This is a genomic window from Leminorella grimontii ATCC 33999 = DSM 5078, from assembly GCF_000439085.1.
In the GTDB taxonomy this organism is placed as follows: domain Bacteria; phylum Pseudomonadota; class Gammaproteobacteria; order Enterobacterales; family Enterobacteriaceae; genus Leminorella; species Leminorella grimontii.
This window is the reverse complement of record NZ_AUUA01000019.1, coordinates 18,427-33,932: the sequence shown is the minus strand read 5'-3', so window position 1 is coordinate 33,932 and position 15,506 is coordinate 18,427. Positions and strand designations below refer to the sequence as shown.

Here is a 15,506-nt window from a genome sequence, read left to right as displayed (position 1 = left end):
ACGTTGAAAGGGCAAACACGTGACTATTTCATTACCTGAGTTTCAGCGCCGCCGTGAAAAGCTATTAGCTAAAATGGCGGCAGGCAGCGCGGCGATCGTTTTTGCCGCGCCGGAGCGCACCAGAAGCGCTGACACCGAATATCCGTTTCGCCAAGATAGCGACTTTTGGTATCTGACGGGCTTTAACGAACCGGAAGCGGCACTGGTGCTGATAAAAAGCGATGAGTCTCACAGCCACAGCGTTCTGTTTAATCGCGTTCGCGATCTGACGGCCGAGGTTTGGTTCGGCCGCCGCCTGGGGCAAGAGGCGGCGTTAGATAAGCTCGGCGTCAATCGCGCGCTGCCGTGGGACGATATGCCTCAGCAGCTGCATCTGCTGCTAAACGGATTGGACGTGGTTTATCACGCCCAAGGGCTGTACGACTTTGCCGATCGGGCGGTGTTTAGCGCATTGGAAAAGCTGCGCAAGGGCGCTCGTCAAAATCTGAAAGCGCCGGCGACCGTCACGGACTGGCGGCCTTGGCTGCATGAAATGCGCCTGTTTAAGTCTCAAGAAGAGATAGCCGTTATGCGAAAGGCGGGGGAAATTACCGCCAAGGCCCATACCCGCGCCATGGAGCGCTGTCGGCCGGGCATGTATGAATACCATCTTGAAGCCGAAATCCACCACGAGTTTACTCGCCACGGCGCCCGCTACCCGGCCTATAACACTATCGTCGGCTCGGGAGAAAACGCCTGCATTCTGCACTACACGGAAAACGAGTCGCTGCTGAAAGAAGGGGATTTAGTGCTGATTGACGCCGGGTGCGAGTATCAGGGCTACGCCGGCGACATTACGCGCACCTTTCCCGTCAGCGGCAAATTTACGCCCGCCCAGCGTACGATTTACGACATCGTGCTGGCTTCCCAATATAAAGCGCTGTCGCTGTTAACGGCCGGAAACAGCATCCGTCAGGCGAACGAAGAGGTTATTCGGGTCATGCTTACCGGGCTGGTTGAAGCCGGCGTACTGACCGGGGACGTGGAACAACTGATAGTGGACAAGGCCCATCAGCGTTTTTACATGCACGGCCTGAGCCACTGGCTAGGCCTGGACGTTCACGACGTGGGCGACTACGGCACTTCTAATCGCGGTCGCCTGCTGGAGCCGGGCATGGTACTGACGGTTGAACCGGGCCTGTATATTGTGCCCGATGCTGACGTGCCCGTTGAATTTCGCGGCATCGGCGTGCGCATCGAGGACAACGTGCTGATTACCGAGCAGGGAAGTGAAATTTTGACCTCCGGCGTAGTGAAAGAGCCGGACGATATCGAAGCTCTTATGGCCGGAGCCCGTCGATGAATGCGGTAACGATCGTCGGTGGGGGAATGGCGGGCGCAACGTTGGCGCTGGCATTATCCCGGCTTGGCGAGGGCCGTATCGCCGTTACGCTTATCGAAGCGCAGCGCCCCGATGAACTGGCCCATCCCGGCTTTGACGCCCGCGCTATCGCGCTGGCGCAGGGTACGTGTCAACAGCTTGAACGCATCGGGTGCTGGTCTTTGCTGTCGCGCGAAGCGACGCCGATAAAGACGGTGCAGGTTAGCGATCGCGGTCACGGGGGGATGGCGACCCTGAACGCCAGCGACTACGGCCTGTCTGCGCTGGGGCAGGTGGTTGAACTGCACGAAGCGGGCCGACGGCTGTTTTCCCTGTTGGAACATGCGCCTAACGTTACGCTTCGCTGCCCGGCAAAGGTGGTTGCCAGCGAACACGATGGCAATTCGGTCACCGTTGAGCTTAACGACGGCGAGCGTATTGCCTCTTCGCTGCTGGTTGCGGCAGACGGCTCGTTTTCCGCCGTCGCGGCGTCTCTGGGCGTGGAGTGGGATGAAGAAAACTACGGGCAGACGGCGCTGATTGCCAACGTGACCACCGCAGAACCTCATCAGGGCCGCGCGTTTGAGCGCTTTACCGCACAGGGCCCGCTGGCGCTGCTGCCGATGTCAAAGGGGCGAATGTCTCTGGTCTGGTGTATTGATGAATCAAGGCGCCAGGAGGCTATGGCTTGGAGTGAGCGGCGTTTTATTGGTGAACTACAGTCGGCGTTTGGCTGGCGGTTAGGCGAAATTTTGTCGGTCGGGGAGCGGCACGGCTATCCGCTGCGACTGAGAACGGCGCGTCAGGAAGTGAGCCATCGGCTTGCGCTGGTTGGCAACGCCGCCCAAACGCTGCACCCCATCGCCGGTCAGGGCTTTAATCTGGGGCTGCGCGACGTGATTTCTTTGGCTGAAACGCTGGTGGAAGCGTCAAAACAGGGAGAGGACGTTGGCGGCTATCGTACGCTGCGCCGCTACCGCCTGCGCCGCGAGTCGGACAGAAAGGCGACGATCGGGCTGACGGATGGTTTAGTCCACCTGTTCGCCAACCGCCACGCGCCTTTAGCGGTCGCGAGAAATCTGGGCTTAATCGCAATGGACAGCTGCAAACTGCTTAGGCTGCCCCTTGCATACAGAACCCTTGGTTGGGTTAAACGATAGGGCAACGGTTTATGCATGCTTATGACATTATTATTGCCGGCGGCGGCATGGTGGGGCTTTCACTAGCCTGCGGCCTGAGCGGCAGCGGGCTTAGGATCGCGGTTATTGAACATCAGGTGCCGAACGATGAACTGCCGGCCGATCCGACGCTTCGGGTTTCAGCGATCAACGCCGCCAGCGAGCGATATCTCTCTCGCCTCGGCGTATGGCAAGACGTTGTCGCCAGGCGCGTTAGCCCTTATGCGACCATGGAAGTCTGGGATCGCGACAGCTTTGGGCGCATTACGTTTCGCGCCGAAGACTCAGGTCACAGCCATCTGGGGCACATTATTGAGAATGCGGCGATCCACGGCGCGCTGTGGCAAAAGGCCAAGGCGGCGGCGGACGTGAGCCTTCTTGCTCCTGCCCGGCTTAAGCAGGTCGCCTGGGGGGAAAATGAAGCGTTTATTACGCTTGAGGACGGACGTATGCTGAGCGGGCGGCTGGTGGTCGGCGCCGACGGCGCGGACTCCTGGTTGCGCAAACAGGCGGACATTCCACTGACCTTTCGCGACTACGGTCACCATGCCCTGGTTGCTACCGTTTCAACCGACGAAGAGCACGGCGGATGCGCGCGTCAGGCGTTTCATTCCGACGGTATTTTGGCGTTTCTTCCGCTATGGAAAAGCAACCTCTGTTCCATCGTCTGGTCTCTGCCGCCGGAAAAGGCGCGTCGGATGCAGGAGCTGGATGACGAGCAGTTCAACCATCAGCTCGGCATTGCGTTTGACAACCGGCTTGGCCGCTGTCGCGTCGTCAGCGAGCGCAGAGTGTTCCCGCTCGTGGCCCGCTATGCCAGGAGCTTTGCCGCTCAGCGGCTTGCGCTGGTGGGCGACGCCGCCCACACCGTTCATCCGCTGGCGGGGCAAGGGGCCAATCTTGGCTTTATGGACGCCGCCTGCCTGATAGCGGAAGTAAAGCGCTTACAGAAGGAAGGAAAAGATCTCGGCAACTACTTCTACCTGCGGCGCTATGAGCGCAGCCGTAAGCGCAGCGCGGCGGCTATGCTGGCCGCGATGCAGGGGTTCAAAACGCTGTTTGACGGCGATAACCCGGCGAAGAAATTGCTTAGAGACGTCGGCCTGAAGCTGGCCGATACCCTGCCGGGCGTGAAGCCTCATTTGGTTCATCAGGCAATGGGGCTTAATGACCTACCCGAGTGGCTTCGTAATGGAGAATAGCCCAATATCTCATGTGTAAACTTCTCCGCCCCGTCGTAACGGGGCGGCATTTCTCTCCCCGTTCGAACCAGTCTGCGTTCAGCGATGAAAAATTCTAATCCCTACAAACTTTATTCATTATTTTTTCTAATCCGAAATCGCGGTTAAAAACTTTTTTATCAATAGATTAACCACGATGGGATAGCCGTTTCTATTTTTACCTGTCGAAGGCAATGGCGATTTCTGTGCAGAAAAACGCAGTATGGTCAGCAAAAGTACTGCATGATAGCAATTGTTTACATGTTGCGATAATAATTAACAAATTCTTCAAAATATCATTACACGCATCGCAGCGGTTCCGACGGCCGCTGGCGCGTTTAAAACGGTAAAAGAGGATATCATGACGAAGCAAACCCCTCTGTATCAACGACATCTGGCGTGCGGCGCCCGCATGGTCGATTTCCACGGCTGGATGATGCCCCTCAACTACGGTTCCCAAATTGATGAACACCACGCGGTTAGAAAGCATGCCGGTATGTTCGACGTTTCACATATGACGATAGTCGACCTGCACGGCGCCCGTACGCGTGAGTTTTTACGTTACCTGTTGGCAAACGACGTCGCTCGGCTGACTCAGCCGGGGAAAGCGCTCTACAGCGGGATGTTGAACGCCTCCGGCGGCGTTATTGACGATCTGATTGTCTATTTTCTGGCGGAGGACTATTTCCGCGTTATCGTCAATTCGGCCACGCGTGAAAAAGACCTGGACTGGATAACCGAACACGCTCGCCCGTACGGCGTGGAGGTTCAGGTAAGAGACGATCTTGGCATGATCGCAGTACAGGGGCCTGAGGCTAAAGAAAAGGCCGCCCGAATCATGACCGAGGAGCAGCGCAGCGCCGTTGCCGGAATGAAGCCGTTTTTTGGCCTTCAGGCCGGCAGCCTGTTTGTGGCGACCACCGGCTATACCGGCGAAGACGGCTATGAGCTGATGATGCCGACTGAGGCGCTGGATGGCTGCTGGCAGGCGCTGATGGCAGAGGGCGTTGCGCCCTGCGGCCTCGGCGCACGCGATACGCTGCGTCTTGAAGCGGGCATGAACCTTTACGGGCAGGATATGGATGAAAGCGTTTCTCCGCTGGCGGCGAACATGGGATGGACCATCGCCTGGGAGCCTGCCTCCCGCGACTTTATCGGGCGAGCGAGCCTTGAGGCCCAACGCGAGCGTCAGCATGAGAAGCTGGTTGGGCTGGTAATGACCGAAAAGGGCGTTCTGCGCGCCGGCCTGCCGGTGACGTTTGGCGACGGTCAGGGAAACGTTCAGGAAGGCGTGATCACCAGCGGTACGTTTTCGCCGACGCTAGGCTACAGCATCGCTTTGGCGCGCGTGCCCTCGTCCATCGGAGAGTCGGCGATTGTTCCCATCCGCAGCCGTGAGATGCCGGTGCGGGTCGTGAAACCGGGCTTTGTCCGCCACGGCAAATCTATATTGTAATTATTAACCCTGAATCACCCATGAACGCGTGGAGCGTTGAACTTTAAATAGTGGACCTTAAATAACGGAGAACGACATGAGTAATGTACCTGCTGAGCTGAAGTATGCGACGTCTCACGAGTGGATTCGTGAAGAACAGGATGGCGTTTATTGCGTGGGAATTACCGACCATGCGCAGCACCTTCTGGGGGACATGGTGTTTGTTGAACTGCCGGAGGTGGGCAGGGAAGTTTCCGTCGGCGAAGAGTGCGCGGTCGCTGAATCAGTGAAGGCCGCGTCCGATATTTATGCGCCTATAAGCGGCGAAATAGTTGAAGTGAACGGCGAACTGGAGTTATCGCCAGAGTTAGTGAACAGCGAACCCTATGAGGGCGGCTGGCTGTTTCGCATTAAGGCCAGCAACGTAAGCGAAATCAACGAGCTGCTGGACGCGCAGGGCTATCAGTCCACGCTTGAAGACGAATAGGGCCCCTTACTCTGGAAGGTTATGCAATGAATCAAACAATTAGACAGCTTGATTACGGTGAGTCATTCATTGAACGCCACATTGGGCCCTCTTCAAAAGAACGTCGACAAATGCTGGAAGCCGTCGGCGCGGGCAGCCTTGATGAACTTATCGGCAAAATTGTGCCGGCAGACATTCAGCTTCCTCATCCGCCCGCAACCGGCGACGCCATGACCGAACACCAGGCGCTGGCGGAGCTAAAGGCTATCGCCGCCCAAAATCAGCGCTATAAGTCCTACATCGGCATGGGCTACTGCCCGACGTTCACGCCTCCGGTTATTTTGCGCAACGTGCTGGAAAATCCGGGTTGGTATACCGCCTATACGCCTTACCAGCCGGAAGTCTCGCAGGGCCGGTTGGAGGCGCTGCTAAACTTTCAGCAGATGACTCAGGATTTAACCGGGCTGGATCTGGCTTCGGCGTCGCTGCTGGATGAAGCGACCGCCGCGGCAGAGGCGATGGCGATGGCCAAGAGGGCAGCCAAGCGCAAAGGGGCGAATACCTTCTTTGTCGCTGACGACGTGCATCCGCAGACCGTTGACGTCGTAAAAACGCGCGCGGAAACCTTCGGCTTTAACGTCGTTGTCGCGCCGATGGCGGAAGCGGTAAAGCAGGACGACCTGTTCGGCGCGCTGTTTCAACTGACCGGTACCGAAGGGCAAATCAACGACTGTCGAGGCATTTTTAGCCGACTGAAGGCCGACGGGGTAATTACCTGCATAGCGGCGGACATTATGTCGCTGGTGCTGTTGGAATCTCCCGGCAGCATCGGAGTGGACGTCGCGTTCGGCTCGTCGCAGCGCTTTGGCGTTCCTATGGGGTACGGCGGCCCTCACGCCGCGTTTTTCGCCTGCCGGGATGAATTCAAACGCTCAATGCCGGGACGGATCATCGGCGTATCCCGCGATGCGGCAGGCAAAACGGCGCTGCGCATGGCGATGCAAACCCGAGAGCAGCACATTCGCCGGGAGAAGGCTAACTCAAATATCTGTACGTCTCAGGTGCTGCTGGCCAATATGGCGGGATTCTACGCCGTATATCACGGCCCTGAGGGGCTTAAGCGTATCGCTTTACGCATTCACCGCCTGGCGGACATCCTGGCCGAAGGCCTCAAGCAAAAGGGACTGAAGCTTCGCTACGACACCTGGTTTGACACGCTGTGCGTAGAGGTCGAGGACAAAGAGGCGCTGCTTACGCGCGCGCTAAGCTTCGGCGTTAACCTGCGCGCCGATCTGCACGGCGCGGTGGGCATTACGCTGGACGAAACCACAACGCTGGACGACGTCAATACGCTGTTTGACGTGCTGATCGGCGACAGCCGTGCGCTGGATATCGACGCGCTTGACGCACGGTGCATGGCGCAAAGCCGTTCGATGCCGGCGTCAGCGCTGCGTCAGAACCCCATTCTGACCCATCCGGTTTTCAATCGCTATCACAGCGAAACGGAGATGATGCGCTACCTGCACCGCCTGGCGCGTAAGGATTTGGCGCTGGATCAGGCCATGATCCCGCTGGGTTCTTGCACTATGAAGCTGAATGCGGCGGCGGAAATGATCCCGATTACCTGGCCTGAGTTCGCCGAGCTGCACCCGTTCTGCCCGCCGGAGCAGGCGCAGGGGTATCACATCATGCTGAACCAGCTTTCCCAGTGGTTGGCGCTTATTACCGGCTATGACGCCGTGTGCATGCAGCCAAACTCCGGCGCGCAGGGCGAGTATGCGGGGCTTCTGACCATTCGCCGCTACCATGCCGCCCGCGGTGAAGGGCATCGTCACGTTTGCCTCATTCCAAGTTCCGCGCACGGCACTAACCCTGCCTCGGCGCAGATGGCGGGGATGACGGTGGTAGTCGTAGCCTGCGATAAGCAGGGCAACATTGATTTGGCGGACCTGCGGGAAAAGGCGTCTCAGCACGGTAAAGCGCTGTCCTGCATCATGGTGACCTATCCCTCGACTCACGGCGTTTATGAAGAGACGATCCGAGAAGTGTGCCGGATTGTCCATGAGTTCGGCGGTCAGGTATATCTCGATGGCGCCAACATGAACGCGCAGGTGGGGATCACTACGCCCGGCTATATCGGTGCGGACGTATCTCACCTCAACTTGCATAAAACGTTCAGCATCCCTCACGGCGGCGGCGGCCCGGGCATGGGGCCCATTGGCGTGAAGAAGCATCTTGCCCCCTATCTCCCCGGCCACAGCGTGGTGCAACCAGAGGGCGTCTCCCGGTTAGGCGCCGTATCGGCGGCTCCCTTTGGCAGCGCTTCTATTCTTCCCATCAGCTGGATGTACATTCACATGATGGGCGCAGAAGGGCTGAAAGCGGCCAGCCAGGTGGCGATTTTAAACGCCAACTACGTAGCCAGACGCCTGAAGGACGCCTATCCGGTGCTCTATTCAGGCAACGACGGGCTGGTGGCTCACGAGTGCATTCTGGACATTCGCCCGCTGAAAGAGGAAAGCGGCATTACGGAAATGGATATCGCCAAGCGGCTGATTGACTACGGATTCCATGCGCCAACCATGTCTTTCCCCGTCGCCGGTACGCTGATGGTGGAACCGACGGAGTCGGAGAGTAAGGTCGAGCTTGACCGCTTTATTGAGGCGATGCTGGCCATCCGTGAGGAAATTCGTCGCGTTCAGGACGGCGAATGGCCGCTGGATGACAACCCGCTGGTCAACGCGCCGCACGTACAGGAAGAGCTGGTTTGCGAGTGGCCGCATCCCTATAGTCGAGAGCAGGCGGTTTTTCCGTCTCTGGCCGCGCTGGACAACAAGTACTGGCCGACGGTTAAGCGGCTGGATGACGTCTACGGCGACAGGAATTTATTTTGCTCCTGCGTGCCGATATCTGAATACCAATAAACCTCAGCGTTTAATCATAAAATGGCGATCCGTAATGGGATCGCCATCATATTTTTTCTGTTGGTAAAATTTAACCGCCTCCAACCCGCGCTTTATGACAAACGACAGCCCGGCCGAGCGCTATAGAGAAAGCGCCCCGATAAAGCCCTCCGTTTACGCATGAGAAAAATTTATGGGTATATGTACAGTATCCCGTAATTCGTCTAAACGCCGTATCCAAGGGCATTTTGTTGATGCTATATTCCCGATCTCGGTACGACATCGCCCTCTTATATATTCATTTATTACTATGACTCTGTGCGCCTTTGGCTCGTTGAGGTCGTTTCCCTTTGCCGAATGAGAGGCGAATGAATAAGTGGCTGCGCGTCGAACCGTTATTCAATAATTAATAATTTATCCGCAAATAAAAATAATGCGGTTGTGAAAAGCAAACGCGAATAACTATAGAGAACTTAAGGTATGGAACTACTGGAACAGCTGGTCGATTTTGTTAATAGCCTGCTCTGGGATCACGTATTAATTTTCTTACTATGTGGAACCGGGATCTACTTTACCGTCCGCCTGGGCTTTATTCAGGTTCGCCACTTCGGCAGCGGTCTTAAAGAGCTGTTCGGCGGTATGTCCCTGCAGGGGAAAAAGGCGGATAAAAGCGGGATGAGTTCCTTTCAGGCGGTGGCGACGGCCATTGCTGGCCAAGTAGGTACCGGTAACCTGGCCGGGCCGGCGACCGCCATTCTCGCCGGCGGTCCGGGCGCGATTTTCTGGATGTGGGTTTCCTCTTTTCTGGGGATGTCCACCATCTATGCAGAAGCCATTCTGGCTCAGAAGTTTAAAACTAAAGATAAAAACGGTCAGGTCGTCGGCGGCCCGGCTTACTACATAGAGCAGGGGCTCAAGTGCAAGTGGCTGGCCTGCGTGTTTGCGGTGCTTATTATCTTTGCTCTGGGCTTTATCGGCAATATGGTGCAGTCAAACGCGATCGCTTCTGCGTTTAACAGCTCGCTGGGCGTGCCCTCCTGGGTAATGGGCGTCGTGATGGCGGTCATTGCCGGCGTAGTGGTGATTGGGGGCATTCGCAGCATTGCTTCATTCAGCGAGAAGGTGGTGCCGGTTATGGCCTGCCTGTACCTGATTGGCGCGTTCGCCATTCTGGCGATTAACTATGAGTACGTGCTGCCGGCGTTTAAATCTATCTTTGTCGCCGCGTTTAATCCTCAGGCCGTGGTCGGCGGCGGCGTGGGTATCGGTATCCAGCAGGCGATGCGTTTTGGTATTGCCCGCGGCCTGTTTGCTAACGAGGCCGGCATGGGGTCGACGCCCCATGCGCACGCCGTAGCCCGCGTAGCCAGGCCTGAGCAGCAGGGTTTTATCGCCATGATGGGGGTCTTCGTCGTGTGCCTTATCGTTACGCTGACGGCGCTGGTGATTATTACCTCTGGCATGAAGGAATGGGATGCTGGTGGCCGCATTGGCGACTCCTTCCTGAGCATTTTCCACGGCCAGGGCATCACGGTGACCCAGCAGGCATATGTCTACATCTTCGGCCACTTTGGCAGCCTGTTTATCTCCGCTTCGCTGTTCTTCTTCGCGTTTACCACCATTATTGGCTGGTACTACTACGCGGAAAACAACGTGCGCTATCTGTTCCAGTCTACGTCTGCCGTACGCGTCTATCAGCTGATGGTGGTCTGCTTTATCTTCATCGCGTCGCTGTTTAAGGTCGAGCTGGTATGGAAAATGGCGGATATGTTCAACGGCCTGATGGTGCTTCCCAACCTGGCGGCGCTGCTGCTGCTGTCTCCTGTCGTTATCCGGGTAGGAAAAGCGGCAGGGTTTGGCTCCAGAGTGCCGGATGCGGAATTGGAGTCTGGTCGGTAGTCGAACGTTATTTTAGCCGCATTTTCAAAAGCCTCGGGATCCGAGGCTTTTGCTTTCTTCTTGTTGTGCAATCCTTTTCCCATTTTTACATAAAAATTTCAGCTTACATGTGTACACTGAAATAATTCTCATATAAGCTGGCATTCGTTTCCTGCGCGTCGGCCGCTGTTGCGACCGTCGTTTTTCTTCCGGCTTGAGGGGCATCTCTATGTCTTCAACAGTTAAACAGGGGTATTCGGTTGCCGAAGAGATTGCCAACAGCATAAGCCACGGCGTTGGTCTTATTTTAGGCATCGTCGGGCTGGTGCTGTTATTGACCCAGGCCGTTGCCAATGAGGCAGGGTCGCTTGCTATCACTAGCTACAGCCTTTACGGCGGCAGCATTATTCTGCTTTTTCTCGCCTCTACGCTCTATCACGCCGTTTCCAATCAGGCCGCCAAGCGTCGGCTTAAAGTTTTTGACCACTGTGCGATTTACCTTTTGATTGCAGGAACCTACACGCCTTTCCTGTTGGTAGGGTTGAATTCTTCGCTGTCGCGAGGCCTGATGGCCGTTATCTGGAGCCTGGCGCTGATTGGCGTGATTTTTAAGCTGGCGTTTACCCATCGCTTTAAGGTGGTATCGCTTGTTACCTATTTGGGTATGGGATGGCTGTCGCTGGTCGTGATTTATCAGATGGTGACGACGCTATCGGCGGGGGCGGTTAGCCTGCTGGCCGTGGGTGGGATCGTTTATACGCTGGGCGTAATTTTCTATGTCAACAAGCGCATTCCCTTCAATCACGCGATTTGGCACGGTTTTGTGCTGGGGGGCAGCGTGTGCCACTTTTTGGCGATTTATCTCTATATTGCCTAGCAATGCAAAAGTAAAGGAAGCGCCGCGATTTTTAACCGGCCAAAAATCTCGGCGCAAGGCGCTACTTTTTCTCTTCTTCCAGCGAATAGGGAAGGGCGCGAATAGCCAGGCTGCTGGTGGCGTCTTCCCTCACGCGAAGCACTGAATCGGCTTGCAGATCGTTATTCAACACCGCCTGAACCCGCAGCGAACCGTCGGCCAGCTTTACTGACGCCAGTATCGTACCGGTGCGCCGCCAGTTTTCCCCCAGTTGAAGCTCCAGTTCGTCTCCAACCTCGGGCTGAGAAAGCGCTTTCCCTTCCAGCCAGTACATAGCGCGCTTGTTAGCGCCGCGGTACTTGGCTCGCGCCACCATTTCCTGACCGGCATAGCAGCCTTTGGTAAAGCTGATGGCGTCGAGCGCCTGCAGGTTGACGGCCTGGGGTAAAAATTCGCCGCTGGTGGCCGCGTCGATAGCGGGCAGGCCGGCTTCGATGTCCAGCGCCAGCCACTGGCGGCTGTCGTTCAGCGCCGCTTTGCCCAAAAGGGCTGAGTACAGGCGATCGGCTTCCTGCTGAGGAGCGACGATAAGGAAGCGCTCTGACGGCGTGGGGATATAGAGCAGCGTTGCGTTACCAACGGATATCGACGATGACTGCGCGTCCGGCAGGGTTGGATAAAGCGCGCTTAGCGCTTCTCGCGCGCCTCTGCCCGCAATCCCCAGCAGTAAAAGGTCATTGCGCCGTTCAATGCTGACCTTTGAGAAAACGGCGTACTTCTTCAGTTCGGCCATTTGCTGTTCACATACGCTGGCGCGTTGGATGTAAGCGAGGGTTTCACCATAGTGGAACAGGCGCAGCGCGCTCCAGGTTTTTCCCTTGGCGTCGCAGTGGGCGCTGAGTTCGTGCTTTTGAGGCTCCAGCGCAAATACGTCGGCGGTAATCTGCCCCTGAAGATATTTACGGTCGTCTTCTCCCGCGACGGCAACCAGCGCCCAGTCTTCCAGCGATATTAGGGTCAACGGCAGGTCGGATGAAGAAGATGCGAACTGTGACGGAAGCGGGGATTTATAGATCATGAGAACTCCGGCATAAACAGGTCTGGGATACGGGCCGAACCTTTGAGAACGCTGTTGAATCAGGGCGTTGGTTCGGACGTTTCAGAATGCTTTCAAGATAAGCCAAAACGGTCGCCGACGCCAGCGTCGTGGCGACGGCCCTTTGCCGTTTTTAGGTAAAAGCGCTGCTATTTCGAGCAAATCCGCAAATATAGGCTAAGTTTTGTGTGTACTCTTTCACTAATTCTAAGCAAATTGTTAAGCTACGCCTTCGAGCGATAACCCTATAAGAGTATGCATTTATGGACATTAATAACAAAACCCGTATCCACTGGGCCTGCCGTCGCGGTATGCGCGAACTGGATGTCGCCATTATGCCCTTCTTTGAACATGACTACGACGCGCTGTCTGAGTCCGATAAGGAGACGTTCGTCAGGCTTCTGGACTGTGAAGACCCTCAGCTTTTTCGTTGGCTGATGAATCAGACCGTTCCCGAAGACGTAGACTTTGCGCGAATGATCAAAATGATCCAGGTAAAAAATGCAGAACGCCGTTCTTTGGAAGAGTGATATTCGAATATCTTGGAAAAGCCAATGCGTTTCGCTGTTAATTCACGGGGCGCTGATACTGCTGGTGCTTTTATATCCATGGAACGACGGCTATTGGCCCGTCTGGCTCTCTTTAGTGACGCTGGTCATCTTTGACTGCCTGCGCAGCCAGAGGCACATCCAGCGGATGCAGGGGGAAATGGCGCTGCTTAAAAACGGCGTTTTTCAATGGCATCGCGAAGAATGGCGCATCAAGGGGCGTCCGATGATGCTAAAGTGGGGCGTTTTCCTCACGATTCAGGCCACCGCAGGGAGGCGAAACAGGCGTCGGCTTTGGCTGGCGGTGGACAGCATGGATCAAGAGTCGTGGCGCAGCCTGCGTTTTCACCTGCAGCAGCTTGAACGGCAGCACGATAAACGGTAAAACATCGGGTTGGGAGACTCACTGCCTTATGCCCGTAATGAAGGATCGCGTTTATGTCCGTAATTTGGCTCGTAGAAGATGAAGTAAGCATCGCCGACACGCTTATCTATACGCTGGAAACCGACGGTTTTGAGGTTCGCTGGTTTGAGCGGGGCGAACCCGCGCTGGCGGCGCTTAATCAAGGGCGACCGGCGCTGGCCATTTTGGACGTCGGCCTTCCCGATATCAACGGCTTCGACCTGTGCCGCAGAATGCTGGGGCAGGTGGCGGACCTTCCGCTGATTTTTCTGACCGCGCGCAGCGAGGAGCTTGACCGCATCGTCGGGCTTGAAATCGGCGCGGACGACTATATTCCCAAACCCTTCTCTCCCCGTGAAGTGAGCGCTCGAGTGCGCACTATTTTGCGCCGTCTTGAAAAACAAAAGCGGCTTTTGCCCAGCTACGGCGCGTTTGAGCTGGACGAAGAAGGGGCGACCATCACCTTCCACAGTCAGCCGCTTTCGCTGACGCGCTATGAGTTTCTGCTGCTCAGAACGCTTTTAAAGGCGCCTCGCCGCGTGTTTTCCCGCCAGCAGCTGATGGACCTCGTTTGGCAGGATGCGGAAGAGAGCCTGGATCGCACGGTGGACACTCATATCAAAACCCTGCGGGCCAAGCTTCGGGCGGTCAACGAGAACGCGAATCCTATTCAAACCCACCGCGGGTTGGGATACAGCCTGAGCCACAACGAATGAGGATTGGCTTTCGCCTGCTGCTGGGCTTTTTCATGATTGTCGCCGTCGCCGGCTATTTCATCATGAACATCTTCGTGCAGGAAGTTAAGCCGGGCGTGCGCCGCACGACGGAAGGCATGCTGGTAGACACCGCCAACCTGCTGGCCCAGATAGCCGAGCAGGATATCCGACACCACAGCCTGAGCCAGGGCTATCTGATCCAGGCCTTTCGCGATATCAACAGTACGCCTATTGGCGCGAAGATAGACAACGTCGTAAAAAACCGCATGGAGTATCGGGTTTACATCACCGATGAGAAAGGCATTGTTATTTTTGACTCCACCGGTGAGGCGCTGGGGCAGGATTACTCGCGTTGGAACGACGTCTATTTGACGCTAAGAGGAAAATACGGCGCGCGAAGCACTCGTCTGAACCCCAACGATGAAAGCAGCACCGTTATGTACGTGGCGGCGCCGATCCGCTCCGAAAGCGGCAAAATTATTGGTTCGCTGACCGTCGCTAAGCCCAATGAATCAATGCAGCCGGTTATCCGCCGCAGCGAGCGGCGCATTGAAATCGCCGGCGTGATGCTGCTGGGCATAGCGTTGACGATAGGCGCTATTTTCGTCTGGTGGATTAACCGCTCCATTTCCCGGCTGGTGCGCTACGCCAAAGAGGTAGCGGACGGCGGCGCGCCGACGCTTCCCCGCGTGGGCAGCACCGAACTCAACAGCCTGGCGCTGGCGTTGGAGAGCATGCGCGTCAAGCTTGAGGGCAAGGACTATATCGAGAAGTATGTCCATACGCTGACTCATGAGCTGAAGAGCCCGCTGGCGGCGATCCGCGGCGCGGCGGAAATCCTGAAGGAGTCGCCTCCGCAAGCGGTGGCCCAGCGCTTCGTCAACAATATCTCCCAGCAAAACGATCGCCTGCAGCTTTTGGTTGACCGCATGCTTCAGCAGGCCCAGGTGGAAAATCGCATCCGTCAGGAGCTGTCGCTGGTGGATTTAGCGCAGGTGCTTAACGGCGTGATAGCCGCCAAAGAAGCGCAGTTTACCCATCGCCACGTGACGCTAAAAGTAGATATCGCCTCTCCGGTCAGCGTGCGCGGCGATAAGCTTCTTTTGGAGCAGGCTTTCAGCAACCTGTTGGATAACGCGTTGGACTTCACGCCGGAAGGCGGCGCGATCTCGGTGCTTGGCGAGGTTATTGATAAACGCTATCGGGTGGCCATTGTCGACAGCGGTCCGGGGATCCCTGAATACGCGCTGGATAAGGTGTTCGATCGCTTCTATTCGCTGCCCCGGCCGGACAAGGGGAAAAGTACCGGGCTTGGGCTAAGCTTCGTTCGTGAAGTGGCTACGCTGCATCAGGGAACTATCTGTCTGGAAAACGACGAGAGCGGCGGCGCCAGAGCGGTATTTGTTCTGCCGATTAAAGAGAAATAGCTAAAGGCGCGCTTCACGCC

General features: G+C 56.4%; 13 protein-coding genes. 12 read left to right on the top strand and 1 reads right to left on the bottom strand.

The genetic code is table 11. The annotated features are described in order from the left end of the window. The first annotated feature begins 25 nt into the window (after positions 1-25). The 8 genes from pepP (at position 26) to trhA (ending at position 11,317) form a co-directional block, all read left to right on the top strand. Entirely contained in the window at positions 26-1,342 is a 1,317-nt protein-coding gene (pepP, locus tag G544_RS0116245; RefSeq protein WP_027275577.1) for a Xaa-Pro aminopeptidase, read from the top strand. Continuing rightward, entirely contained in the window at positions 1,339-2,520 is a 1,182-nt protein-coding gene (gene ubiH, locus G544_RS0116240; RefSeq protein WP_027275576.1) for a 2-octaprenyl-6-methoxyphenyl hydroxylase, read from the top strand. Before pepP ends, ubiH begins: the two co-directional genes overlap by 4 nt. An 11-nt stretch (positions 2,521-2,531) precedes the next feature. Beyond that, positions 2,532-3,740, top strand: a complete 1,209-nt coding sequence (ubiI, locus tag G544_RS0116235; RefSeq protein WP_027275575.1) for an FAD-dependent 2-octaprenylphenol hydroxylase — start codon at positions 2,532-2,534, stop codon at positions 3,738-3,740. 379 nt (positions 3,741-4,119) lie between these two features. Beyond that, complete coding sequence (gene gcvT / locus G544_RS0116230; RefSeq protein WP_027275574.1) at positions 4,120-5,214, top strand: glycine cleavage system aminomethyltransferase GcvT; 1,095 nt, start codon at positions 4,120-4,122, stop codon at positions 5,212-5,214. A gap of 76 nt (positions 5,215-5,290) precedes the next feature. Next, the gene (gene gcvH / locus G544_RS0116225) at positions 5,291-5,680 is read left to right on the top strand and encodes a glycine cleavage system protein GcvH (protein WP_027275573.1); all 390 of its coding nucleotides are present in this window, start codon (positions 5,291-5,293) and stop codon (positions 5,678-5,680) included. A gap of 26 nt (positions 5,681-5,706) precedes the next feature. Beyond that, the gene (gene gcvP / locus G544_RS0116220) at positions 5,707-8,583 is read left to right on the top strand and encodes an aminomethyl-transferring glycine dehydrogenase (RefSeq protein ID WP_027275572.1); all 2,877 of its coding nucleotides are present in this window, start codon (positions 5,707-5,709) and stop codon (positions 8,581-8,583) included. Between the two features lie 459 nt (positions 8,584-9,042). After that, the gene (locus G544_RS0116215; RefSeq protein WP_027275571.1) at positions 9,043-10,461 is read left to right on the top strand and encodes an alanine/glycine:cation symporter family protein; all 1,419 of its coding nucleotides are present in this window, start codon (positions 9,043-9,045) and stop codon (positions 10,459-10,461) included. 208 nt (positions 10,462-10,669) lie between these two features. Then, a complete protein-coding gene (gene trhA, locus G544_RS0116210; RefSeq protein WP_027275570.1) occupies positions 10,670-11,317 on the top strand; it encodes a PAQR family membrane homeostasis protein TrhA in 648 nt (215 codons plus the stop codon). 61 nt (positions 11,318-11,378) lie between these two features. On the opposite strand, the gene ygfZ is transcribed toward trhA, so the two are convergent. After that, the gene (gene ygfZ, locus G544_RS0116205) at positions 11,379-12,374 is read right to left on the bottom strand and encodes a tRNA-modifying protein YgfZ (protein ID WP_027275569.1); all 996 of its coding nucleotides are present in this window, start codon (positions 12,372-12,374) and stop codon (positions 11,379-11,381) included. A gap of 281 nt (positions 12,375-12,655) precedes the next feature. Here ygfZ and sdhE point away from each other — a divergent pair, with 281 nt between their 5' ends. The 4 genes from sdhE to creC are packed head-to-tail and all read left to right on the top strand — an operon-like array spanning position 12,656 to position 15,486. Beyond that, on the top strand, positions 12,656-12,922 hold the full coding sequence (gene sdhE, locus G544_RS0116200; protein WP_027275568.1) for an FAD assembly factor SdhE: 267 nt from the start codon (positions 12,656-12,658) through the stop codon (positions 12,920-12,922). Then, complete coding sequence (locus G544_RS0116195) at positions 12,894-13,325, top strand: protein YgfX (RefSeq protein ID WP_027275567.1); 432 nt, start codon at positions 12,894-12,896, stop codon at positions 13,323-13,325. Before sdhE ends, G544_RS0116195 begins: the two co-directional genes overlap by 29 nt. A gap of 53 nt (positions 13,326-13,378) precedes the next feature. Next, positions 13,379-14,059, top strand: a complete 681-nt coding sequence (gene creB, locus G544_RS0116190; protein ID WP_036024358.1) for a two-component system response regulator CreB — start codon at positions 13,379-13,381, stop codon at positions 14,057-14,059. Beyond that, positions 14,056-15,486, top strand: a complete 1,431-nt coding sequence (gene creC / locus G544_RS0116185; RefSeq protein WP_027275565.1) for a two-component system sensor histidine kinase CreC — start codon at positions 14,056-14,058, stop codon at positions 15,484-15,486. Before creB ends, creC begins: the two co-directional genes overlap by 4 nt. The last annotated feature ends 20 nt before the right edge of the window (positions 15,487-15,506 follow it).